Source organism: Pseudooceanicola sp. DL12 (assembly GCF_056270665.1).
The window spans coordinates 2497606-2521921 of record NZ_CM149884.1 but is presented as its reverse complement, the minus strand read 5'-3'; the positions used below and the strand labels follow the sequence as shown (position 1 = coordinate 2521921).

Here is a 24316-nt window from a genome sequence, read left to right as displayed (position 1 = left end):
GCGTGTGTTTCACGCGCCTTTTTTGTTGCCCTTCAAACCGCTCATCGCGCCGCAGCCCGCGGCGCGGGGGCCTCTTTCGCGGCGGGCTTCGGAGGGCCCGGCCATTCACGTCAAGGACCGCCGGCACGGGATCTCTCCCGCGGCCGGCCCAATCGCCGGAAAGGGTATCGGCATGATGCATCAACCCGTCGGGAACCTGCGGACACTTGTCCTCAATGCCGACATGCAGCCGCTCTCCTGGGCGCCGCTCTCGGTCTGGAACTGGCAGGACGCCTTCGTTGCCGTCCACCAGGAGCGGGTGCTGCAGATCAAGGCCTACGAGGAGGTGCGGGTGCATTCCGCCAGCCAGACCTTCGAAGTGCCTTCGGTCGTCGCCCTAAAGAGCTATCGCAAGCGCAAGAAGGTCTCCTTCACCCGCTACCATGTCTTCCTGCGCGACGGATTCCGCTGCCAGTACTGCGGCGAGCAGTTCCCGGCCAAGCAGCTGACCTTCGACCACGTGATCCCGCGCAGCAAGGGCGGCGGCACCTCCTGGACCAACATCGTGACCGCCTGCGAGGCCGACAACCTGCGCAAGGCCAACCGCACCCCCTCCCAGGCCCGCATGAAGCTGCTGCGCCCGCCCTACGAGCCCTCGGTGCGTCAGCTCGACGCCGTGGCCCGCAAGCTCTCCTTCCGGACCAGCGAGCTGCATCAGTCCTGGCTCGATTTCCTCTACTGGGGATCTGAACTCGAGGAATGATTTCGCACCCGCCGCGCCCGCCCGCTGGGCGCGCCTTCGCAGGGTGACGCCGGGGCGCCTCCGCGATGCCGTCGGGTCATGCTTTCGCGGTGCACGTCTTCCGGGAAGGATGGGCGGAAAGCTGCCGGGTCGGTGGCGGATCCCCGTCCGGGGTCTGCCGCGGCACTCGGGAGGCACCTGAACCTGCCGGTGGTCTCGCGGAAGGAGACCCCGGCGGGCCGTCGCGGGCGGATGTCTTGGGGAAGGGTTCGTTCGCGCCGAAAGGGCTGGCTGAGGTCTCGCGATCTCGCCGGCCCTTTCCCATTCCGAACCCTAAAACTCGACCCCATGCGGCGCCAATCTGGGGCCCGATCCGGCGCCGGTTGCCCCGCGCCGCGGCGGCCCGGACAGGCCGATTTCGCACCGACGCGATACCGACGCAATACCGACGTAATACCGACGTTGGAATCCGGCCTTTTCAGGCACTTGGAAATATTGTCGGTATGGAATGTGTTGCGGGTTTTCGACCCTCATCCGGGGGCATGAAAAAACCCGGTCGAACGAGGTCCGGCCGGGGTCTCTTTCTTGTCGCGGTGCCGCCCGACAAGGCGGCCCGGGATCAGCTTGCGTCGCCGCCGGTGCTGACGGTGGCCTTGGGCGCGCTAGCCTTCGGGCCGCTCGACAGCGGGTCGTCCTGGCGCTGGACGGAGCCTTCGAAATGGGCGCCGCTCTCGATCGCGATGGTCTTGTGGATGATGTCGCCTTCGACCCGTGCTGTCGAGGTCAGGCGCACCTTCAGGCCACGCACGCGGCCCACGATGCGGCCGTTGATGACCACGTCGTCCGCGGTGATCTCACCGCGGATCGTGGCGCCTTCGCCGACGGTCAGCAGGTGGGCACGGATGTCGCCTTCGATGGTGCCCTCAACCTGGATGTCGCCGGTGGTCTTCAGGTTGCCGGTAATGTGCAGGTCGGACGACAGCACGGATGCCGGCGGTTTTGCCTTGGGCGCAGAGGGTTTGTAGTCAGAGCTTGCGGCGGGCTTGCTCACCGGGGCGTCACTTGCCGGCGTGGTGCTCTCGGTGGCCTTCGGGCCGGGTTCGTTGATTTTGCTCTTAGAAAACATCTCTTGCAGCCTTGATATATGTCATCGGGTTAACGGGTTTACCGTTGACGCGCACCTCGTAATGCACATGGGGGCCCGTCACACGTCCGGATGCTCCCATATCACCGATCCGGTCCCCGCGCGAGACCCTTTGGCCCACCTTCACGCGAATGCGGGACATATGCCCGTATCGGGTCTCGATTCCGAAATCGTGCTGGATTTTTACCAGTCTGCCGTAGCCGGTCGACCAGCCGGCAAAGATCACCACGCCGTCGCCGGTGGCATAGAGCGGGGTGCCCACGGGCCCCGCAAGATCGACGCCGTAGTGGCTCCGGATGCCGCCGGTTTTCGGGTCGCGCCGGGTGCCGAAGCCCGAGGTGAAGCGATAGCTGTCATGCACCGGGTTGGCAAAGGGCGCCTTGGCCGCGGCCAGGCGATAGAGGTTCAGCTCGTCGAGCCGGCTCAGGATCTGATTGGCGCGCTGCGCGTCGGGCGAGGGCACGGTGCCCATCGTCGAGAAGGAGATCGGGGTCAGCGGGCCGCCCTGACCGGAATAGCCGCGGCGCACCTGGCTGATGAGCGTGTCGGTGTTCAGGCCGGCAGCGCGGAACATCTTGTCCAGCGGCTCGACCGAGACGTCGAGGGCATCTTCCAGCTGGTGGAAGATCGCGTCGTTCTGGTCCTGCAGAAGCGCCAGCTGCTGGGACAATTCGTCAGCCTGTTCAACGGCATCGCGGGCATCGTTATGGATCTGGTCGCGTTCTTCGGCGGTCTCGGACAGCGCGGCGGTCAGAACCGAGAGCGTGTCCTCGGCATAGGCGGGCATCTCCTGGCGATCGCTGTCCTGGCTGTTTGCGTCGTTCAGGGCGGCGAGCTGGCTGCGGGCATTGTCGCGCTCATCCAAGGTGCGGCGCAGGGTGGTCTGGATCACGTCGATCCCGGTTTCCAGCTCGCGCCGGCGTGCTTCCGACTTGAGCAGTTCGGTCTGCATGTCCGAGATCCGGCCGAGAGCCGTGTTGAACCGTTCCTGGGCGGCAAGCGCCTCGGTCTCGCGGTTGTCGCGCTCGTCGGCCATGGTGTTCAAGCTGTCCTGATAGGTCTGCTGATCGCGCATCGCCTGTTCGCGGTAATTGCCCGATCCGATGCTGTCCATCAGAAGGATCGCGGTGGCAATGATCGTCCAGGCCACGATCGCGGCACTGCCGGCCACGGCCAGCAGCTGCGTCGATGGCCGAAGGCGGATGAAGCGCGTGTCACTGTCCGATTTCAGGAAAAGCCGGCGTTCCGGAAAATGCCGTTCGAGTATCGCGTGAAGGCGAATGGCTACCCTAGTCCTCACGTATTCGTGTCCCTTTTCGTCCCGTCCCCGCGCCCCGCACTGATCCCCATCAAGGGCGCCTGCAACCTGTTACCGGCTGGGTGGCAGTCGGGCAACAGTTTTGGACTTTCTCTTGCGCAGGGTCAGTGCAATCCTGCGAAACTGGCGAATTCCCGCCTGTTTTACGTGGAAATACTGAGGAAATCGGCAATACGGCGCCGTCTGGCGCCCGTGGAACGGGCAGGGCAGCCTTTCGCCGGCGCCTCGGCGCCGCCTGCTCCCCGCCGGTGGGCGGCACAACCAGGGATCACTCGGCGTCGTTGCCGCTCTCGGTCAGGGGCCAGTAGAAATCCGGCGGCAGTCCGGCTTCCGCGCGTTTTTCCTCGTTGAAGGGCGGTTTCAGCGTAGAGTGGAAATAGCGCCGCACCAGATCGTGGAAAAAGGGCTTCGGGTCCCGTCCCTCGCGGCCGCACAGGAAATGAAACCACTTCGAGCCATAGGCCACGTGTCCCACTTCCTCTGCATAGATGGTTTCCAGCGCCGCCACGGCACTCACTACCCCGGCCTTGCGGAAGATGTCGATCATCCCCGGGGTCACGTCCAGGCCGCGCGCCTCCAGAACCATGGGCACCACGGCCAGTCGTCCAAAGATGTCGTCTGCCGTATCCTCGGCGGCGCGCCACATGCCGGCATGGGCGGGCAGGGCGCCGTAGTGACTGCCCAGCTCCTCCAGGCAATCGCACATCAGGTTGAAGTGCTTGGATTCCTCGTCTGCCGCCTTGACCCAGTCGTCATAATAGCCCGGCGGCATCGACACGTCCGGAAACCGCGCGATGATGTCCCAGTGCAGGTCGACGGCATTCAGTTCGATATGCGCCACCGCATGCAGCAGGGCGATCCGCCCCTGGGGCGAGCCGGGCCGGCGCCTGGGCACATCGCGCGGGCTCAGCAGCGGGGGCTTTGCCGGGCGGGCAGGCTGCAGCGGTGGCAGGGAGCGGCCGATGGGTATCTCGCGGCCTTCGCTTCGCGCTGCAAACCACTCCGCCGCATATCGATGCGACAGCGCCGTCTTGGCGCGCCCGTCTGCGGTGCTCAGAACCTCCACCGCCATCTCTGCCAGTGTTTCGGCCATCTTGTCCTTTCGCCGCCGCATTCCGCCTTCGGGCCGCAGCGCCTTCTCTATCTCTTGGAAAATATCTGCGACATGCGGGGGCCGGCCCCCGCATGCCGGTCACGCAAGTGCGCTCAGAGGGCCTTCACCGCTTCCAGAACCTCCTCGGCGTGGCCTGCCACCTTCACCTTGGGCCAGACCTGCGCGATCTTGCCCTCTGCGTCGATGAGGAAGGTCGCGCGTTCGATTCCCATGAAGGTCTTGCCGTACATCTTCTTTTCCTTCCAGACGCCATAGCTTTCACAGACGTCGCCCTCTTCATCCGACAGCAGGACGGTCGCCAGCTCGTGCTTGGCGGTAAATTTCTCGTGCTTGGAGAGCGAGTCCTTCGACACGCCGAGCAGCTTTGCGCCGGCCTCTTCAAATGCCGCAGCCAGAGCCGTGAAATCCTTGTTCTCGGTGGTGCAGCCGGGCGTGTCGTCCTTTGGATAAAAGAACAATACCACCGGAGCGGGGCGCAGCGCGGACAGGGTCACGTCGCTGCCTCCGGTCGCGGGCAGGGTAAAGTCGGGGGCCATTTCGCCGATCGAGGGCATTCCTTCGCCTTTCTGGTGCGTTACTCTTGCCTTCCATATTAGACCGTGGCGGGAGAGAATAAACCCAATCCGGTCTTCGCCCGTTTGCGAAGCGCCGAGACGCGATGCGCAGAGCAGAGAGCGCAGGGAAGTGTATGGACGAGACCGAGCGCCCGGAGGAAACCGGGCCGCAGATTTCCCCGGAAGGGCAGGACCAGAACCGCGCGGCCGGAGCCGACGCGGAAAGCTCCGGTGAGCCAGCGCGGCAGGACCATGAGCACGGTCACCAGGAGGGCAACCGCATCATCCGGGTCCTGTTGCGGCTGGTGCGCTTGGCGCTCCTGTTGCTGGTTTTCGTGGGCCTTGCGGCGGTTGCCCATATCCTCACCAATGACCGTACGCTGACCGCGCCTGCCTGGCTCCGGTCGGCCATCGAACATCGGGTCGAGGTGCAGAACCCCGGCATGGACCTCGACTTTGCAGATCTGACGCTGGTCTTCGAGGAGGGCTGGCAGCCGCGGATCCGGCTCTCCGATGCCACCGTTTCGCTGCAATCCGATCTGCCCCGGCTCAGCGTGGCAGAGATGACGGTTCAGCTTGCGCTCGGGCCGCTGCTCAAGGGGCAGATCAGGCCCCGTGACGTGACCATTTCCGGCGTACAGCTCAGTATTCGTCGGAAGGCGGACGGCGCTTTCGATCTCTTGCCGCAGGCATCGGGCGGGCTGACCGCTGCCGAGGCGGGCAAGGACATCACCGAGGTTCTGGAAGAATTCAAGAGCCTGCTTTCGAGCCGTCATTTCTCGGCCCTGACCCGGATCGAGGCCCGCGCGATGACTGTCGCCTACGAGGATCTTCAGGCCGAGCGAGCCTGGTCGGTCGACGGCGGCCGTGTCCTGTTGTCGCGCTCGGGCGAAGACCTGGTGATCCGGGGCGATTTCGCGCTGCTGGGCGGGCATTCCTATGCCACTGTCATCGGCACAAGCTATTCCACGCGCCTGGACACCCGTGGCGGAGAGTTCGCCCTGAACGTCGAGGAGATGCCCGCGGCGGATCTTGCCACCCAGAGTCCGGCGCTGGCCTGGCTTTCGGTTCTAGATGCGCCATTGTCGGGGGCCCTGCGCATCAGCCTCGATGACCAGGGCAAGGTTGGCCCGATGCACGCGACACTGCAGATCGGGCCCGGTGCGCTGCAGCCCAACGAGGACGCGCGTCCGATCCGCTTCCGCAATGCGCGCACCTATCTTACCTACGATCCCGCCACCCGCCGCCTCAGCTTTTCCGAGATCTCCGTGGACAGCCAGGTGGCGCGGGTCTCGGCCGAGGGAGAACTGCAGATCAACGGTGGTGGCGCGGAGCCGGTCGAGATGGTCGGTCAGATCGCTGTGACCGACTTTCGCCTCAGTCCGGGCCAGTTGCTGCCCGAGCCGGTGCGGCTGGACGGGGCCAGCCTCGATATGCGGCTGCGGCTCGACCCTTTCGAGCTGACGCTGGGCGAGCTGAGCCTGACCCAGAACGGCAAGACGCTGCGCCTGTCCGGAGAGATGACCGCAGGCAGCGAAGGCTGGGCACTCAGCCTGGCAGGGCATATGCCCGAGGAGATGTCATCGGAAGAGCTGCTGTCGATCTGGCCTGCGCCACTTGCCTCCAAGAGCCGGACCTGGATCACCGAGAATGTTAGCCAGGCGACCCTTGAAAACGTGCAATTCGCGTTCAAGGCGCGGCAGGGACACAAGCCGGATGTCTTCCTCGGCTTCGATTACGACGACATGACCTCGCGCTTCATGAAGACCATGCCGCCGATTACCGGAGGGCGCGGCCACGGGACGCTGCTGCGGAACCGGTTCGTGATCCGCGCCGAGGAGGGACACGTCACGGCGCCGGGACATGATCCGATCGACATCGCAGGCACTACCTTCGTGGTGCCGAACGTCAAGGTGAAGGGCGGGCCAGGACAGGTCGACCTGCAAATCGCCGGAGAAATCCCGGATGTTCTGGCGCTCCTCGACCAGGAGCCGCTCAGCCTGATGACGAAGGCAGGGCGGCCGGTGGACCTGGCCCGGGGGCAGGTTGCCGCCTCGGCGCAGATGACGTTCCCGATGATAAAGGGCCACAAGGTCACGCTCGACGAGATGACCCTGAAGGTCGATGGAACCCTGAGCGATGTCGAGAGCGACCAGCTTGTGCCCGGCAAGACCCTGCTTGCGCCTGAGCTGGCGCTGTCAGTCAACAAGGAGGCCATCCGTATCGGCGGCAGCGGGTCGCTGGCCGGCGTGGCCTTCGACGGTGCATGGACCTCTCCCATCGGTCCCGACACCAAAGGATCCACCGTCACGGCGGATGTAGTGCTCGATGCAGGGGCTGCAGAGAGCTTCCAGCTGGGGCTGGCGCCGGGCAGCATAACCGGCAGTGGCCGGGGCGACCTGGCCGTGGATCTGCCAAAGGGCGGCACGCCTTCATTTCGCCTTAGCTCCGATCTGGGTGGGCTCGGGGTCTCCATCCCTTCGATCGGGTGGCAGCTCTCCCAGTCCGGGACCGGCAGGCTCGAAGTCGCCGGCTCGATGGGGGCGCCGCTTCAGATCACCCAACTTCGCCTCGATGTCCCGGGACTGCAGACCGAAGGGCATGTTGACATGGCCGCCGATGGCAGCATGCAGGCGGCGGTCTTCGACCAGGTCCGCGTTGGCAATTGGCTGCAGGCGCCGGTGACCCTGCGCGGACGCGGCCGCGGCGTGCCACCGGGCGTGGAGATTGACGGCGGCAAGCTTGACATGCAGAAGATGCCGAAAGGCCTCTCTGAAGGCGATCAGACAGGTGGACCGTTAAGCCTTAAACTCGACAGCCTGCGCATTGCCGATACGCTCAGCCTTGACGACATGACCGGCGAGTTCGTCTCGGATGGCGGTCTGAGAGGAAATTTTGCCGGGATGCTGAACGGCATGGCTCCGATCACAGGGACGGTCACGCCAGTTGCGGCCGGCAACCAGATCGTGATCCGTTCCGATGATGCAGGGCGGGTGATGTCGGCCACGGAAGTGCTGAAGCTCGGGCGCGGCGGCCAGCTCGAGCTGCAGCTGGATCCGACCGGGGCGCCTGGCACCTATGACGGCCACCTGCACATCTCGGACCTCTCCATTCACGATGCTCCGGTCGTGGCCGACCTCCTCAGCGCCATCAGTGTCATCGGCCTTGTGGAACAGATGGCCGGGCAGGGCATCGCCTTTTCCGATGTCGAGGCGGATTTCCGTCTGACCCCAGACCAGCTGATCCTGAAGAGGGCGAGTGCAACCGGCGCTTCGCTCGGTATTTCGCTCGACGGGATCTACGACATCGACAGCAAGCACATCGACATGCAGGGTGTGGTGTCGCCCTTTTACCTTGTCAACGGCATCGGGTCGGTTCTGACCCGCAAGGGCGAGGGACTGATCGGTTTCAACTTTACCCTCAAGGGCGATGCCGCGTCACCCTCGGTGCGCGTGAACCCGCTCTCCCTGCTGACCCCGGGCATGTTCCGCGAGATCTTTCGGCGTCCTCCGCCGGAGGTCGCGAACTGACGGTGTTCGATCATCGCAAAATGGCCTTTTCCCTTGGTTTCCTGATGCGGCCATTGCGATTTCGGGCCCTCGGGTGTAGCGGGCTGCCGAAAGGCTGCCCCGGGGTCCGGGTCAGCGTGATGTCACGGAGTTTCCCTTGCACCTGTCCGATTTCGATTTCGACCTGCCCGAGACGCTGATCGCAACCCGTCCGGCACGCCCCCGGTCCTCGGCGCGGCTTCTGGTCGCGGAGGGAGACATGATCACGGATGCGATCGTGAGGGATATCGGAGATTGGCTGCGCCCTGGGGACAGGCTTGTTCTGAACAACACGAAGGTCATTCCCGCCCGCCTCACCGGTATCCGTCGTCGTGCATCCGCCCAGGGCGAGACCGAGGCACGGATCGAGGTCACGCTGCTGGAGCCTCGCGCGGATGGCACCTGGGCGGCGTTGCTGAAGCCACTGAAGAAGGTCCATGAAGGCGAGACAATCCGCTTTTCCGATCAACTGTCGGCGGTCCTCGAAGGGCGGGAGGAAGGGCAGGGCCTGCTGCGTTTTGACTTGCAGGGAGAGGATTTCGATGCAGCGCTCAGCGAGGCAGGCAACATGCCGTTGCCGCCCTACATTGCCGCGCTGCGCGCGCCCGACGAGCAGGACAAGGAAGACTATCAGACCATATGGGCCCGGCGTTCGGGCGCCGTGGCAGCCCCTACCGCGTCGCTGCATTTCGATGAACCGCTACTTGCGCATCTGCGGGAAATCGGCGTGGGCTTTACCGAAGTGACCCTTCATGTGGGCGCCGGGACGTTTCTGCCCGTCAAGGTCGATGACGTGACAACGCACAAGATGCACGCCGAATGGGGAGAAGTGACCGTGGCCGCTGCAGCGGAAATCGCCGCGACCAGGGAGGCGGGCGGTCGTATCATTCCGGTTGGCACCACGGCGCTGCGGCTGATCGAAAGCGCTGCGCGCGACACCGGCGCAATTGCGCCTTGGCAGGGCGAGACGGACATCTTCATCTATCCGGGTTTCGATTTCCGCGTGGCCGATGCTCTGATGACGAATTTCCACCTACCCAAGAGCACGTTGATGATGCTCGTCTCTGCGTTGATGGGACAGCAGAGGATACGGCAGATCTATGCTCATGCGGTGGAGGAGAAATACCGATTTTTCTCTTATGGAGACGCCTCGTTGTTGATCCCTTAAGCCGGACATGACAGGGAAGGAAGACCGCCCCGCCGGGTACTTCCTGAGCGTAATTCAAATCCGACGAGAAGACCTGAAGGAGATACGCTGATGATCCAGGTTCTGGGAACATCATGGGCTCTGCTGCTCGGCCTCATGCTTCTGATGCTCGGCAATGGTCTACAGGGGACATTGCTCGGTGTCAGGGGGGAAATCGAGGGCTTTTCCACGTTCAACATGTCGATTGTGATGTCGGCCTATTTCGCAGGTTTCCTCGGAGGATCACGCCTCGCCCCGGAGATGATCCGTCGCGTGGGTCACGTACGGGTCTTTGCCGCACTGGCGTCCTTCATTTCGGCCGTTCTCATTCTCTATCCGACCTGGGCAAATCCCTGGGCCTGGAGCGTCGAACGGGTGATCATCGGCTTCTGTTTCTCAGGGGTGTATGTCACTGCCGAGAGCTGGCTTAACAACGCTGCAACCAATGAGACGCGGGGGCAGTCCCTCGCGCTCTATACGCTCGTTCAGGTGGTGGGAATCATGCTCGCGCAGGGGATCCTGCTACTGGGTGACCCGGCTGGCTATGTCATGTTCATCGTGCCGAGCGTTCTCGTCTCGATCTCCTTTGCGCCGATCCTTCTTTCGATCTCGCCGACGCCCGCCTTCGAGTCGACCAAGCCGATGTCCCTCGTCGAACTCTATCGCACCTCGCCTCTCAGCATCGTCGGTGTCTTTCTCGTCGGTGGGGCCTTCTCGGCCCAGTTCGGCATGGCCGCGGTCTTCGGTACTCAGGCCGGGCTGTCCCTGCCTCAGATTTCGCTCTTCATCACGACCTTCTACATTGGAGCCTTGGTGGCACTCTTTCCCCTGGGCTGGCTGTCGGACAGGATGGATCGCCGGCGCCTGATCATGTTCGAAGCGCTCGTCGGCGGGCTCGGTGCGATCATCGGCCTGTTCTTCGGCGAGAACTTCATGGCATTGCTCTTTGCCGCCTTCGTGATCGGGGGGCTCACGAATCCGCTCTATTCCTTGTTGCTGGCCTATCTGAACGATCTTCTCGACTATGATCAGATGGCTGCGGGCAGTGCGGGCATGATGTTCGTGAACGGACTTGGCGCAATTGGGGGCCCCCTGCTGACCGGCTATGTGATGACGGTAACCGGGCCGATGGGCTTTTTCCTGTTCATCGCGGTCCTCCTTCTCGCCACGGCCGCCTATGCACTCTATCGGATGACGCAACGCGCCGCGCCGGCCGTTGAGGAGACTGCAGCCTATGCTCCGGTCCTTATGTCCGCGACCTCGGTTGCAGTCGGAGCGGCGCAGGAATGGGCACATGAGGCTGCTGAGGAGGCAGCATCAGAGGAAAGCGACGGCTGAACCCCGCCGGTTCGGACGATAGCGACGGAAGAAGATATTTTTTTGTGGAATTACAACTGCAATGCTCTCCTTATTGGTGAAGAGGCAAGCAGAGCAGAGAGGAGATCGCCATGATTGCCCCCGAAGACGTATTGGAATTCTGGCTGGACGACGTCGGGCCGGACGGTTGGTACAAGTCCTCAGATGACTTGGATGCCACGATCCGTGAAAAGTTCTCCGACGCCTGGCACAAGGCATGCGAAGGACACAACGGCTTCTGGCTTACCTATCCGAGCGGAGCGCTGGCTTACCTTGTTCTGATGGACCAGTTTCCGCGCAACATGTTCCGGGGGGAAGGGAAGGCCTTCCGGAGTGATGCCATGGCCTTGGCAGCAGCGAAAATGGCCATCAATCACGGGTTCGACATGAAGATCGACGAGCCGGCTCGCCAATTCTTCTACCTGCCCATGATGCATTCCGAGAACCTCTGCGACCAGGAGCGGTGTGTGCGGCTGATGGTAGAGCGGATGCCTGAAACGGGTGCTTCCAACATGGTGCATGCGAAGGCACATCGCGAAGTAATCCGCCAATTCGGGCGTTTCCCCTATCGCAACGAGGCACTCGATCGGAGTGTTTCGGATCAGGAAGCTGCCTATCTTGAAAAGGGGGGGTACGGTCAGACCGTCAGGGAGCTGCAGGCGGTAGATTAACGTTGGCTGCCATCGGACGAGATCCGCAGGCGCCTGCCTGCACGATTTCTTTGACTCTCCCGACTGTCGCAACGAGAGTGTCGACCGTCGGGCCTGAGTTGCTCGGAGTGCCTCTTGTCGTGCAAAACGCATTCCGCCTTGGCTCCTTGTGGCCTGTTTCGAGATAGTTTAACGTCAAACTATCTTGCAGACCATATTGCAGCGGAGGGGCGCATGGCGGCCAAATCTTTTGATTTCATCGTGATCGGCGCGGGCCCGGGGGGCTATGTTTCGGCCATTCGTGCGGCGCAGCTAGGGCTGAATGTCGCTGTTGTCGAGCGTGAACACCTCGGTGGGATCTGCCTGAACTGGGGCTGTATCCCGACCAAGGCGCTCCTGAGGTCGTCGGAGGTGTTCCACCTGATGGAGCGCGCCAAGGATTTCGGGCTGAGCGCAGAGAAGATCGGCTATGACCTTGATGCCGTTGTCCAGCGCTCGCGAGGGGTGGCCAAGCAGATGGAAGGCGGCGTGCGCGGCCTTTTGAAGAAGAACAAGGTGACTGTGTTCATGGGCGAGGCAAGCCTGCCTGCCAAGGGCAAGGTTTCGGTCAAGACCGACAAAGGGACCGAAGAGTTGACCGGCAAGGCCATCGTTGTGGCCACCGGTGCGCGTGCCCGCGAACTGCCCGGCCTAGAGGCCGATGGTGATCTGGTCTGGACATACAGGCACGCGCTTAAGCCTGTCAGGATGCCCAAGAAGCTTCTCGTGATCGGGTCCGGCGCCATCGGCATTGAGTTTGCGAGTTTCTACAACACGCTTGGTTCCGACACGACCGTGGTCGAAGTCATGGACCGCGTCCTTCCGGTCGAAGACGCTGAAATCAGCGCCTTCGCGAAGAAGCAGTTCATCAAGCAGGGCATGAAGATCATGGAAAAATCCATGGTCAAACAGCTTGACCGTGCCAAAGGCAAGGTGACCGCGCATATCGAAACCGGTGGCAAGGTCGAGAAGATGGAATTCGACACGGTCATTTCCGCGGTGGGGATTGTCGGCAACGTCGAGAACCTCGGTCTCGAGGAGCTGGGCGTGAAGATCGACCGCACCCATGTGGTGACGGATGAATTCTGCAGGACAGGTGTCGAAGGTCTCTTTGCCATCGGTGATATAGCGGGGGCCCCCTGGCTGGCGCACAAGGCAAGCCACGAAGGCGTCATGGTCGCCGAACTGGTCGCAGGGCTGCATGCCCATCCTGTAAAGCCGGAGAGCATCGCGGGTTGTACATATTGCCATCCACAGGTAGCATCTGTCGGACTGACCGAAGCAAAGGCCAAGGAGCAGGGCTACGAGGTGAAGGTCGGCAAGTTCCCCTTCATCGGCAACGGCAAGGCCGTGGCGCTCGGCGAGCCGGAAGGTCTGATCAAGACCGTATTCGACGCGAAGACCGGCGAGCTGCTCGGCGCCCACATGGTAGGGGCTGAGGTAACGGAACTGATCCAAGGCTATGTCGTCGGGCGCCAGCTCGAGACGACCGAAGAAGATCTTTTCCAGACCGTCTTCCCGCATCCGACGCTAAGCGAGATGATGCATGAAGCCGCGCTTGCAGCCTATGGTCGTCAGATCCACATCTGACCGCGTGCGTGACAAATCGATTTCAGAGGGGCGCCCTGTAAAGGGCGCCCCTCGTCATTTCGTCCCAAGAGCTGGGGGACGCTTGCACCCTTGCGGATCGGGTGCATCTCAGGACGAAACAACCTCACCACCTGCTTGGGCCCAGTGACGCAGGCCACCGATGTTGTGGACGTCGGTGTAGCCCATGTCTTCGAGCATTCTCTTGGCAGAGGCGGCCCGCCCTCCGGCGGCGCAAAAAACGCAGATGGTCGCGTCCGTGGCCAAGCGCTCGTCGTGTTCCGGATGGCGGGGATCAGCGCGGAAGGAGAGGGTGAAGAGAGGTATATGCACGGCGCCCTTTGCGGTGCCCGACTGGCGAAGTTCTCCGATATCACGGATGTCCAGCAGGACAATACTGTCGGACGCGGAGACTGCATCGGCAGCCGACATCTCTTGGGACTTGGACCTTTTGGAAAACAGCTTGAGCATGGTGTCTCCGTTCGTGTGAACATTTGTTGACCATGATATGGTATTCGGAAAAGAGAATGTGAAGTGGCTGTATTTGATGTTCCTGTAATGTTCTCATTTTCCGCTTGGACGTCCGGCCACCGTCACCTATCTCTAGGAAAGTCTTAGCCCGGGGGGCAAAAATGGCCGAACAGAAGCAAATCGAAGTCCGCGGTGCGCGCGAACATAACCTCAAGGATATCGATGTATCGATTCCCCGGGATCAGCTGGTTGTGATTACCGGTCTGTCCGGGTCGGGAAAGTCGAGCTTGGCCTTCGATACGATCTATGCAGAAGGTCAACGCCGCTATGTCGAGAGCCTTTCGGCATATGCGCGGCAGTTCCTCGACATGATGGAAAAGCCGGACGTGGACCATATTTCTGGCCTAAGCCCGGCTATCTCCATCGAACAGAAGACGACGAGCAAGAACCCGCGGTCGACCGTCGGCACCGTGACCGAGGTCTATGACTATCTGCGACTGCTCTTTGCCCGGTCCGGGACACCGTATAGCCCGGCGACCGGTCTGCCGATCGAGGCTCAGCAGGTTCAAGACATGGTCGACCGGGTCATGGGGATGGAAGAGGGGACCCGGGCCTACTTGCTTGCGCCCATCGTGCGGGACCGCAAGGGAGAGTATCGAAAGGAATTCCAAGACCTGAAGAAGCAGGGCTTTCAGCGTATCAAGGCCGACGGAGAGTTCTACGATCTTGACGAGCCGCCGAAGCTGGACAAGAAGTTCCGCCATGACATAGATGTGGTCGTCGACCGGATCGTCGTGCGGGAAGGCATGGAAACCCGCTTGGCGGATTCCTTCCGAACGGCTCTCGACCTTGCCAATGGGATTTCGGTTCTCGAGACCGCGCCGCGTGAGGGGGCTCCGGAGCGGCTGACCTTCAGCGAGAACTTTGCTTGTCCTGTCAGCGGCTTCTCGATCCCCGAGATCGAACCGCGTCTGTTCTCTTTCAACGCGCCTGACGGGGCCTGTCCTCATTGTGACGGTCTCGGGATGGAGCTGTTTTTCGACGAGCGGCTGGTGGTCCCGGATGCACAGCTGAAGGTTGTTGATGGTGCCATTGCACCCTGGCGCAAGGGCAAGAGCCCTTATTTCCTTCAGACGATCGAGTCCATCGCGCGGCATTATGAATTTGACAAGGAGGCGCGCTGGAAGGACCTGCCGAACAAGATCCAGAACGTCTTTCTTTATGGGTCCGGCAAGGAGGAGATTGCCTTCCGGTATGACGAGGGCGGGCGGGTGTACAACGTAACCCGTGCCTTTGAGGGGGTGGTTCCGAACATGGAACGCCGCTATCGCGAGACCGACAGCAACTGGGTTCGGGAAGAGTTTGAACGCTACCAGAACAACCGGCCCTGTGGACATTGCCACGGATATCGTCTGAAGGAGGAGGCGCTGGCGGTGAAGATCGCCGAACTGCACATCGGGCAAGTCACCGAAATGTCGATCCGTGATGCTCTCGACTGGGTCCAGACGGTGCCGGATCAGCTTTCAACCCAGAAGGGCGAGATCGCAAGGCCCATTCTCAAGGAAATCCGGGAAAGGCTCGGTTTCCTGAATAATGTCGGGCTAGAGTATCTGACGCTGGCACGCGCCAGCGGCACACTGAGTGGTGGCGAGAGCCAGAGGATCCGGCTTGCCAGTCAGATCGGTTCGGGGCTGACAGGAGTTCTCTACGTCCTGGACGAGCCTTCCATCGGCCTCCATCAGCGCGACAATGGCCGCCTGCTGGAGACGTTGAAAAACCTGCGTGACCAGGGGAACTCTGTGCTTGTGGTCGAGCATGATGAAGAGGCGATCCGGGAAGCGGATTATGTTTTCGACATCGGGCCGGGCGCCGGCGTGCATGGCGGCAATGTGGTGGCCAAGGGCACCCCTGAAGAAATCGCAGCCGACCCTGCAAGCCTGACGGGACAATACCTCTCGGGCAAACGCGAGATCTCGGTGCCGGCGACACGACGTGAGGGCAACGGCAAGAGCATCGAAGTGGTCAAGGCGTCCGGCAACAATCTGAAGGACGTGACCGCAAAATTTCCCTTGGGAAAGTTCGTCTGCGTAACCGGCGTATCGGGTGGCGGCAAATCGACGCTGACCATCGAGACGTTGTTCAAGACGGCCTCCATGCGGCTGAACGGTGCCCGTCAGACGCCTTCGCCCTGCGAAACGATCAAGGGCCTCGAACATCTCGACAAGGTGATCGACATCGACCAGCGCCCGATTGGCCGTACACCGAGGTCGAACCCTGCGACCTACACCGGGGCTTTCACGCCGATCCGGGACTGGTTCGCGGGTCTGCCCGAGGCAAAGGCCCGTGGATACAAGCCCGGGCGTTTCAGCTTCAACATCAAGGGCGGACGCTGTGAGGCATGCCAGGGGGACGGTGTCATCAAGATCGAGATGCACTTTTTGCCGGATGTCTATGTCACCTGCGAAACCTGCGGCGGGGCGCGGTATAACCGCGAGACGCTCGAAATCAAGTTCAAGGGCAAGAGCATCGCAGATGTCCTGGATATGACAGTTGAGGACGCGCAGGAGTTTTTCCAGGCGGTGCCGAGCATCCGCGAAAAAATGGATGCCCTGGTTAGGGTCGGTCTTGGATACGTCAAGGTAGGTCAACAGGCCACGACGCTCTCTGGCGGCGAAGCACAGCGGGTAAAGCTGTCAAAGGAGCTGAGCCGCAGGTCCACTGGCCGTACGCTGTATATTCTCGACGAGCCTACGACGGGACTTCACTTCGAGGATGTGCGCAAACTGCTCGAGGTGCTGCATGAGCTTGTCGATCAGGGGAACTCGGTCGTGGTCATCGAGCATAACCTGGACGTGATCAAGACAGCCGACTGGATCATCGATATCGGCCCGGAAGGCGGAGACGGCGGTGGCGAGATCGTTGCCGTCGGTACGCCTGAAGACGTGGCTGCCGTAGAGCGGAGCCACACCGGTCGTTATCTGAAGGATATGCTCAAGAACGCGAAGGTCGCCGCAGAGTAATCTCTGCGGCAGCTGGGTGGCCTGTCGCTGAAACAGGTCTTGGGAAATTTTTGGTTCCGGGCTGGTAGTAGGTTAGAGTTCGCAAGTCTGGCGATCGACACTCATGACGGGTTCGGCGATTTATGAGAATCGGCGTCCTCAGGCGACTGTCTGTTGTCTTCTGGAGAGGGCTCCAAGCGGACATCATGAGTATCATGTGAAAGCTCGTCATTGAGCAAATAGGGCATGATGTCTAGTGCAAGGGTTGACCCGCGGCATATCGGTGACTGACCCGCCGCCTCCGCGTCGCAATGGTCCTCGGCCGCTTTGAACATAAGAACTTCGTCCGGGATATTCGCCTCGGCGGCACCGGCCAGAAGCATGGCCGATATCAGACCGGCGGCGACAGGCATGGTGAATGTCTTCAGTCGGGGCATCTAATCAACTCCACTTGGCGGCTTCTCTGGTCGAGGGGGCGCCTTTGGGAGAAAAACAAAAGGCGCCGCAAAAAAGTTCCGCGGCGCCTTGGTGGGTCGGCATTCGCCGGTTGTCTTCGGTTGTCGTCAGTTTCCGGAAGCGAGGGCGGCAATGGCAGCGAAGAGGCCAATCATCGCAATCACTTCTCCGGTCTGGTTGTCTACGCGTACGATCTGTTTGCCGTCCCGGCGGTACGACTGACCTTGGGGAAGAGGCGGCAAGTGGGAGCGCTGCTGTTGCGACAACTGCGGCAGTCCGCGTCCGTCATGCATATCCGGGTGTCCGCCCTGAGGAGGGCGGTTTTGTGCGTTCTGATTCCCCTGGAAGGGCGGTTGCCCTTGCGGGCCCCTGCCTGACTGAGGGGGCTGGCCCTGCTTCCCACCGGGCCGGTCCTGTGCCTGCCGACTATCTCCGCCTTGAGGCGGCCTCTGTTGGGAGTTGCCCTGGGGGCCTCCCTGCTGAGAGCCGCGTTGCTGGCTATTGGCTTGACGGTCACCACCTGGCATCTGCGGGGGCCGGTTTTGCCCACCCTGCTGATGGCCGCCGTCCCGTTGTGTCTGGCGATCCTTGTCGTCGTGCTTTGGCTGGCCACATTGCTGGCCCGGCTGACAGCCCTGCGACGGGGCGTTTTGCGCGAGAGCCGGCGTGCCGGCAAGGCCAAGGGCCACGCTACCTGCCATCAGGGCGTGCAGGGATCTGGTTGCAATCGAAGTGGGCATGGCGCTCTCCTGTCTGGCGTTATGCTACAGAGTTGAACGCACAGCCCCGTGCCTTCCGTCGCAGGCACGATGATCACGCTGTCGCGAGGCGGCCAACAATTGCTGGTCGCCTCGCTGATGGGTGTCGGAGTGTCAACCTCTGCCTCGGCTTTCGAACCGTGGCAGCATTGCGCTGAAGTCCCGACCCCTGCCGTCTTCCTGTTCGACAAAGGTGGTATACAGGTCTTCTGCGGTGGCGCCCATTGGCGTATCTGCATCCGCAGAACGAGCCGCCATCTGGGACAGACGAAGATCCTTCAACATCAGTTCCGCGGCAAAGCCGGGTTGGTAGCCGTTGTCGGCGGGAGATTGCGGGCCGATCCCCGGCGCAGGGCAGTAGGCGTTCATGGACCAGGAATAGCCCGACGAGGTCGAGACGACATCGAACATGGCCTGGCGATCCAGACCCAGCTTGTCGGCGAGGGCAAAAGCCTCGCATGTCGCGATCATGGTAACTCCGAGGATCATGTTGTTGCAGATCTTGGCCGCTTGGCCGTTGCCCGGAGCGCCACAGTGAACGGCCTTCTGTCCCATAATGTCGAAGAGCGGTTTCGCGCGTAGAAAGCCTTCCTCGGGCCCTCCTGCCATGAAGGTTAGAGTGCCTGCTGTGGCGCCGCCCGTGCCGCCAGAGACAGGCGCGTCAACCGGCAGAAGATCGTGTTTCTCCGCGAGTTCTGCCACGGTGCGAGCGCTGTCCACGTCGACCGTAGAGCAATCGAGGTATAGCGCGCCCTTATCCATCAACGGCAGGATTTCTGCGGCAACGCGGCGCAGTATTTCGCCGTTGGGCAGCATGGTTATCACGGCATCCTGTCCCTTGGCCGCATCGCCTGCGTTCGTGGCCATGGTCACAGCATCGATATTGACGTTGGCTGTGTCAAAGCCAGTAACGCTGTGTCCGGCGGCGGCCAGGTTGCGGGCCATCGGTCCGCCCATGTTCCCGAGCCCGATAAATCCGATCTTCATGTCTTTCCTCCCTACGACGTCCGTTCAAGGCGCGGTGTCGAATGTAAGTTCTGCGGCATCTAGCGGAGCGAGAAGGGCCTCGACCTTGGCCTCGACGCCTGCAAACGTATGTTTCCACCGCGGCTTGCGATCCTTGTCGATGATTTGCGCACGCACCCCTTCGAGGAAATCTCCCTGATCCATCGAGCGATAAGCGAAGCGGTATTCCAGTTGAAGCGATTCCCTGACACTGCTCCGGTCGTGCAAACGGTCCAGCATCTCCAAGATGCATGCCATCGCGAGGGGCGAATTGCGCCGGATCGACTTGAGAGCGCCGGCCACAAATTCATCGTCTTCTTCCAGTTCCAGGGCTTCGATGATTCCGGGCAGATCATCAGCGGCAAAGAGCGCGTCGATAAGCGATTGCTCCGACGCGAGCTTGCCTTGTTCCGTGCGAATGGAGGCGGCCGAGATCGCACCGAGCTTACCGGTCTCTGCCAGCAGCGCTTTGAGGGCTTCCCACCCGGAGGCGGGAATAAAATAGTCGGCGAAACCGGCATGGATGGAATCCGATGCCCCCATCCGTGAGGCCGTCAGGCCCAGGTAACGGCCGAGATGCCCGGGCGCATGCGCGAGAAGCAGAGAGCCACCGACATCCGGAATGAGACCGATACCTGCTTCGGGCATCGCCATCTGGGTACTCTCGCAGACGATGCGGTGGCTGACATGGCAGCCGATTCCAACCCCACCGCCCATGACGAACCCATGCATGAAGCTGACGATTGGCTTGCCGTATTCTGCCAGCCGGGCATTCATCCGGTATTCGTCGCGCCAAAAATTCCGACTGTGGGCAAAGTCACCCCGAACTCCAGTCTCATACATTTCCCGGATGTCGCCGCCAGCACAGAAGGCCTTGTCGCCCTCAGCGTCGATCATGACGAGCGAGACACTCTCGTCCGTGCTCCAATCTTGAAGGGCCGCGTCGATGGCGAGGGCCATCTGGTAGGAGAGCGCGTTGAGCGCGGCGGGGCGTGTCAGCGTGATGCGGCCTGCGCATCCGTCCTTGCGAATGAAGATGTCACTCATGCTTTCAGCATTGTCCTTGCCGTGATGAGGCGCATGATCTCGTTCGTGCCTTCCAGAATTTCATGCACGCGCAGATCCCGCACCAGCTTCTCGATTCCATAATCGGTGAGATAGCCGTAACCACCATGCAACTGCAGGCACTGATTGACGATCCGTGATCCGGCCTCGGTTACAAATTTCTTGGCCATCGCGCAGAACTTGGTGGCATCCGGAGCGCCGGTGTCGAGCTTCCATGCCGCCTGCCTCAGGAAGGTGCGGGCGGCCTGCAACTCGATCTCCATGTCCGCAAGCCGGAACTGAAGTGCCTGGAATTGGTCAAGCGATTGTCCAAAGGCTTTGCGTTCCTGCATGTAATTGATTGTTGCGTCGAGCGCTGACTGTGCGGCGCCCAGCGAACAGGCCGAGATGTTTAGACGGCCACCATCGAGACCGATCATAGCATAGGCGAAGCCGCGTCCCTCATCGCCGACTAGGTTACCCTCCGGGATTGCGCAATCATCCATCTGGACCTGACGGGTGGGCTGACTGCGCCAGCCCATCTTGTCTTCCAATCCTCCGAAGGTCAGACCCTCGCTGTCCGCTGGCAGATAGAAGCACGAAATGCCCTTCGGCCCAGCGTCGCCAGTGCGGGCCATGACAAGGTATCCGTCAGAGTAGCCGCCGCCTGAAATGAAAGCCTTTGTTCCGGTCAAACGGTAGCCCGAGGATGATCGTTCCGCACGGGTCTTCAGTGCCGCGGCATCTGATCCCGATCCCGGTTCCGTCAGGCAATAGGAGAGTACCGTGGTCATGGCGCAGGCCCCGGGCAGCAGATCGGCCTTCAGTCTGTCGGCGCCGAAGCTGTCGAGCATCTTGGCGCACATGTTGTGGATGGACAGGAACGAGGCCACCGATGGGCAGGCCATTGAAAGGGCTTCGAAGACGAGCGTCGAATCGAGCCTGCTCAGGCCGCAGCCACCATGCTCCTCGCTGACGTATAGACCACCAAAGCCGAGTTCGCCGATTTCTGGCCACAGGCTCTTGGGTATTTCACCGGCGGTTTCCCAAGCGCGGGCATGGGATGCGATCCGGTCCTGTCCGAAGGCATGTGCCAAATCGAAAATGGCTTGCTGTTCTTCATTCAGCGCAAAGTCCATGGGGCACTCCTCCTTGCCTCATCTGCCGATCCGAAGGCGCCTTCCGGACCTTCCATTCCCTCTTGCTGCTTCGTTCAGTTCATCCGCGCAGCAATGATTTTCCCTCTTCCCGGATCGTCATCCCGGGTGTAATGGCCGCGCAGCGCATCGCCTTCGGTCCCGTAGCCGACGGCCGGCGCCTGGACCTTTTTCACAATGACAGAGACTGCGTACGACTGCCTGTCCTGTGGCGCCTGCTGCTTTGGCGCGCACGACCGCTATATCCGCCTGTTCCCGGAGGACCAGGCGCGCGATATCCCCGCCGAGGCTCTCACGGTGACGACCGAGGGCATTTTCATGCGCATGAAGGATGGGCATTGCGCCCAGCTGACACCGATCCCGGGCGGCGGGCTTGCCTGTGCCATATACGAGAACAGACCGACCGCTTGCCGTGCATTTCGCTCGGGCAGTTTCGAATGCGGGCGCAGCCGGTTCCATCGCATGGCTCAGGCCGATGCCATCCGCCTCCCGGCGCTCGAGCTGCCGGTGACACCGGACGAGCTTCCTTATGATGGTGCAATCGCTTTGCTGAACGCGTCCAACCAGCGTGACGGCCACGCCTGAGCGCCAATTTTCTCGTCCCGTCATCTTGCCTCCCTTCAAGATGTCGATGCGGTGAGAAGGGGGCGGCCGCAGCCGCCCCAACTCTGGTCAGTCCATGGCCTTGAAGTTGAACTCGCCGCCTTCCTTTATGCCCGAGGGCCAGCGGGCCGTAACTGTCTTGGTGCGGGTGTAGAACTTGAAGCTGTCGGTGCCGTGCTGGTTCAGGTCACCGAAGGCCGATTTCTTCCAGCCGCCAAAGGTGTGATAGGCCAGTGGCACGGGGATCGGGACGTTCACGCCGATCATGCCGATGTTGATCCGGTTGGCAAAGTCACGGGCAGCGTCACCATCGCGGGTGAAGATTGCCGTGCCGTTGCCCATTTCGTGATCCATCGCAAGGCCGATTGCCTCCTCGTAGGAGCCAGCACGCACGGTGGCGAGCACCGGCCCGAATATCTCCTGCTTGTAGATGTCCATGTCGGGCGTGACCTTGTCGAAGAGGTGCGGCCCCACGAAGAAGCCTTCTTCGTAGCCCTGAAGGCTGAAGTCGCGCCCGTCGACAACCAGTTCCGCGCCTTGATCGACACCGGACTGGACCAGGCCGAGAATCTTCTCCTTGGCGGCCGCGGTCACGACAGGGCCATAGTCCACATCGTCCCCGGCGGTGTAGGGGCCAACTTTCAGTTTCTCAATCCGGGGTACCAGTTTCTCGATCAGACGATCGGCGGTTTCTTCACCTACGGGCACGGCCACGGAGATCGCCATGCAGCGTTCGCCCGCCGCACCGTAGCCGGCACCGACCAGAGCATCGGCGGCTTGGTCCATGTCGGCGTCGGGCATGATGATCATGTGGTTCTTGGCGCCACCAAAGCACTGGACGCGCTTGCCGTTCGAACAGCCGCGGCCATAGATGTATTCGGCAATCGGCGTGGAGCCCACGAAGCCGATCGACTGGATCACGGGGTGATCCAGAAGGGCGTCGACGGCCTCCTTGTCGCCGTTGATGACTTGCAGCAGGCCCTTGGGCAGGCCGGCCTCTTCCATCAGCTCGGCCAGCATCATCGGGCAGCTCGGGGCGCGCTCGGAAGGCTTCAGGATGAAGGCGTTGCCGCAGGCCAGAGCCGGAGCAAACATCCACATGGGAATCATGGCGGGGAAGTTGAAAGGGGTGATCCCGGCACAGACGCCGAGCGGCTGGCGCATGGAGTACATGTCGATGCCGCGGCCAGCGCCGTCGGTGTATTCGCCCTTCAGCAGGTGCGGCGCACCAATGCAGAATTCGACCACTTCCAGCCCCCGCTGCACATCACCCTTAGCGTCGGGGAAGGTCTTGCCGTGCTCGCGACTGATCGCCTCGGCAATCTTGTCCATGTCGCGGTTCAGAAGGTCGACAAATTTCATCATGACCCGGGCACGGCGCTGGGGGTTCACCGCGGCCCATTCCACCTGAGCATCCATGGCTATATTGACTGCGCCATCGATTTCGGCAGCGCTGGCCAGGGGCACCTTGGCCTGCACTTCGCCAGTCGCGGGATTGAAGACGTCGGCAAAGCGACCGGACGTGCCGGCCGTGGCGGCACCGCCGATGAAATGGGTCAGTTCCTGCATGGAATCCTCCAGTATTTGATTTTCTTCACGCTATCCTTGCATTTCTGCCGGTGAAAGAGGAAGTTCTTCAAACCATTTTGCAGGAATGCATGTATGAACTGGGATGACCTACGTTTCTTTCTTGCCGTTGGTCGCAGCGAGAGCCTGTCCGGAGCAGCCCGGCATCTGCGTATCGACCCCGCAACGGTGGGGCGCAGGATAACACGTCTCGAACAATCGGTTGGTGCGGCGCTATTTGCTAAGAGCCCGCAAGGCTACGCCCTCACGGACGCCGGGCAGAGGTTGATGAGTCATGCAGCCAGGGCTGAGGCTTCGCTTGCGGCCGGACAGGCCGAAATTGCGGGGCAGGGCGAAGCCGGCCTGTCAGGCCAGATCAGAGTTGGCGCGCCGGATGGCGTTGCAAATTTCCTGCTGCCGCAGGTCTGCGCCGACATCGCCGATGACAACCCGGAGCTGGACATTCAAATCGTGGCCTTGCCTCGCCTGTTCAACCTGACACGACGCGAGGCCGACATGGCTATCACGGTCAGTGCACCGACGGCCGGTCGTCTGAAAGTGCAGAAGATCAGCGACTATCGTCTGCATTTGGCAGCCACGCGGGAATACCTTGCGGCCCATCCGCCAATCACCTGTGTGGAGGATCTGAAAAGGCACCGCCTGATCGGCTACATTCCAGACATGATCTTCGACAAGGAGCTGGACTATCTGGGCGAGATTGGCGGAGAGCGGGTGCCATTGGCATCCAACTCCGTGTCCGTTCAGTTCCACTGGGTCGCGCAGGGCTGCGGCATCGGGATCATCCATGACTTTTCGCTGTCGGCGCATCAGGATCTTGTGCGTGTCCTTCCCGATATCGTCAGTCTGAAACGGGCCTTCTATCTGGTGCGGCATGCCGATGATGCGCGGTTGGACCGGATGAACCGATTTGCCGCGATGCTGGGCCAGCGGCTTCGAGCGGAAATTGCCCGGATTGAAGCACTCTCTTGACTAATCGCCTATCCTCATAAAAGTTGAATTAGAGGAGAGCATCACAAGCC

The 24316-nt window shown here is 61.7% G+C and carries 19 protein-coding genes; 9 read left to right on the top strand and 10 right to left on the bottom strand.

The features are described from left to right. Positions 1-172: 172 nt before the first annotated feature. Positions 173-742, top strand: a complete 570-nt coding sequence (locus AC0WR5_RS11775) for an HNH endonuclease (RefSeq protein ID WP_475863339.1) — start codon at positions 173-175, stop codon at positions 740-742. 598 nt (positions 743-1340) lie between these two features. Here the strand turns inward: AC0WR5_RS11775 and AC0WR5_RS11770 are convergent. The 4 genes from AC0WR5_RS11770 to AC0WR5_RS11755 all read right to left on the bottom strand — a co-directional run bounded on the left by AC0WR5_RS11770 (position 1341) and on the right by AC0WR5_RS11755 (position 4851). Further along, positions 1341-1847, bottom strand: a complete 507-nt coding sequence (locus AC0WR5_RS11770) for a bactofilin family protein (protein ID WP_475863337.1) — start codon at positions 1845-1847, stop codon at positions 1341-1343. After that, positions 1837-3165, bottom strand: a complete 1329-nt coding sequence (locus AC0WR5_RS11765; RefSeq protein WP_475863335.1) for a DUF5930 domain-containing protein — start codon at positions 3163-3165, stop codon at positions 1837-1839. The genes AC0WR5_RS11770 and AC0WR5_RS11765 overlap by 11 nt, the downstream gene beginning before the upstream one ends. A 286-nt stretch (positions 3166-3451) precedes the next feature. Beyond that, positions 3452-4276: a ferritin-like domain-containing protein gene (locus tag AC0WR5_RS11760; protein WP_475863333.1), complete on the bottom strand. Its 825-nt coding sequence runs from the start codon at positions 4274-4276 to the stop codon at positions 3452-3454. A 113-nt stretch (positions 4277-4389) separates the two neighbouring features. Further along, positions 4390-4851 carry a peroxiredoxin gene (locus tag AC0WR5_RS11755; protein ID WP_475863332.1) on the bottom strand — a complete coding sequence of 154 codons (462 nt, stop codon included), beginning with the start codon at positions 4849-4851 and terminating at the stop codon, positions 4390-4392. Between the two features lie 134 nt (positions 4852-4985). Between AC0WR5_RS11755 and AC0WR5_RS11750 the strand changes: the two genes are divergently transcribed. The 5 genes from AC0WR5_RS11750 to lpdA all read left to right on the top strand — a co-directional run bounded on the left by AC0WR5_RS11750 (position 4986) and on the right by lpdA (position 13220). Then, positions 4986-8381: a YhdP family protein gene (locus AC0WR5_RS11750; protein WP_475863330.1), complete on the top strand. Its 3396-nt coding sequence runs from the start codon at positions 4986-4988 to the stop codon at positions 8379-8381. A 136-nt stretch (positions 8382-8517) separates the two neighbouring features. Next, entirely contained in the window at positions 8518-9567 is a 1050-nt protein-coding gene (queA, locus tag AC0WR5_RS11745) for a tRNA preQ1(34) S-adenosylmethionine ribosyltransferase-isomerase QueA (protein ID WP_475863328.1), read from the top strand. Positions 9568-9657: 90 nt separating this feature from the next. Then, a complete protein-coding gene (locus AC0WR5_RS11740; protein WP_475863327.1) occupies positions 9658-10923 on the top strand; it encodes an MFS transporter in 1266 nt (421 codons plus the stop codon). A gap of 110 nt (positions 10924-11033) precedes the next feature. After that, a complete protein-coding gene (locus tag AC0WR5_RS11735; RefSeq protein ID WP_475863326.1) occupies positions 11034-11612 on the top strand; it encodes a DUF924 family protein in 579 nt (192 codons plus the stop codon). Between the two features lie 213 nt (positions 11613-11825). Further along, positions 11826-13220, top strand: a complete 1395-nt coding sequence (gene lpdA, locus AC0WR5_RS11730; RefSeq protein WP_475863324.1) for a dihydrolipoyl dehydrogenase — start codon at positions 11826-11828, stop codon at positions 13218-13220. 108 nt (positions 13221-13328) lie between these two features. Here lpdA and AC0WR5_RS11725 read toward each other — a convergent pair whose 3' ends face one another. Next, positions 13329-13688, bottom strand: a complete 360-nt coding sequence (locus AC0WR5_RS11725; RefSeq protein WP_475863322.1) for a rhodanese-like domain-containing protein — start codon at positions 13686-13688, stop codon at positions 13329-13331. 161 nt (positions 13689-13849) lie between these two features. Here AC0WR5_RS11725 and uvrA point away from each other — a divergent pair, with 161 nt between their 5' ends. Continuing rightward, positions 13850-16708: an excinuclease ABC subunit UvrA gene (uvrA, locus tag AC0WR5_RS11720; protein ID WP_475863320.1), complete on the top strand. Its 2859-nt coding sequence runs from the start codon at positions 13850-13852 to the stop codon at positions 16706-16708. A gap of 101 nt (positions 16709-16809) precedes the next feature. On the opposite strand, the gene AC0WR5_RS11715 is transcribed toward uvrA, so the two are convergent. The 4 genes from AC0WR5_RS11715 to AC0WR5_RS11700 all read right to left on the bottom strand — a co-directional run bounded on the left by AC0WR5_RS11715 (position 16810) and on the right by AC0WR5_RS11700 (position 21089). Further along, a complete protein-coding gene (locus tag AC0WR5_RS11715) occupies positions 16810-17124 on the bottom strand; it encodes a hypothetical protein (RefSeq protein WP_475863318.1) in 315 nt (104 codons plus the stop codon). Positions 17125-18015: 891 nt separating this feature from the next. Continuing rightward, positions 18016-18888, bottom strand: coding sequence for a 3-hydroxyisobutyrate dehydrogenase (mmsB, locus tag AC0WR5_RS11710; RefSeq protein WP_475863316.1), 873 nt, complete (start codon positions 18886-18888; stop codon positions 18016-18018). Positions 18889-18912: 24 nt separating this feature from the next. After that, positions 18913-19953, bottom strand: a complete 1041-nt coding sequence (locus AC0WR5_RS11705; protein WP_475863314.1) for an enoyl-CoA hydratase/isomerase family protein — start codon at positions 19951-19953, stop codon at positions 18913-18915. After that, on the bottom strand, positions 19950-21089 hold the full coding sequence (locus AC0WR5_RS11700) for an acyl-CoA dehydrogenase family protein (RefSeq protein WP_475863313.1): 1140 nt from the start codon (positions 21087-21089) through the stop codon (positions 19950-19952). Before AC0WR5_RS11700 ends, AC0WR5_RS11705 begins: the two co-directional genes overlap by 4 nt. A gap of 195 nt (positions 21090-21284) precedes the next feature. Here AC0WR5_RS11700 and AC0WR5_RS11695 point away from each other — a divergent pair, with 195 nt between their 5' ends. Then, complete coding sequence (locus AC0WR5_RS11695; protein ID WP_475863311.1) at positions 21285-21692, top strand: YkgJ family cysteine cluster protein; 408 nt, start codon at positions 21285-21287, stop codon at positions 21690-21692. An 87-nt stretch (positions 21693-21779) separates the two neighbouring features. Here the strand turns inward: AC0WR5_RS11695 and AC0WR5_RS11690 are convergent, their stop codons facing one another. Further along, entirely contained in the window at positions 21780-23279 is a 1500-nt protein-coding gene (locus AC0WR5_RS11690) for a CoA-acylating methylmalonate-semialdehyde dehydrogenase (RefSeq protein ID WP_475863309.1), read from the bottom strand. A gap of 93 nt (positions 23280-23372) precedes the next feature. Between AC0WR5_RS11690 and AC0WR5_RS11685 the strand changes: the two genes are divergently transcribed. After that, positions 23373-24266 carry a LysR family transcriptional regulator gene (locus AC0WR5_RS11685; protein ID WP_475863307.1) on the top strand — a complete coding sequence of 298 codons (894 nt, stop codon included), beginning with the start codon at positions 23373-23375 and terminating at the stop codon, positions 24264-24266. The last annotated feature ends 50 nt before the right edge of the window (positions 24267-24316 follow it).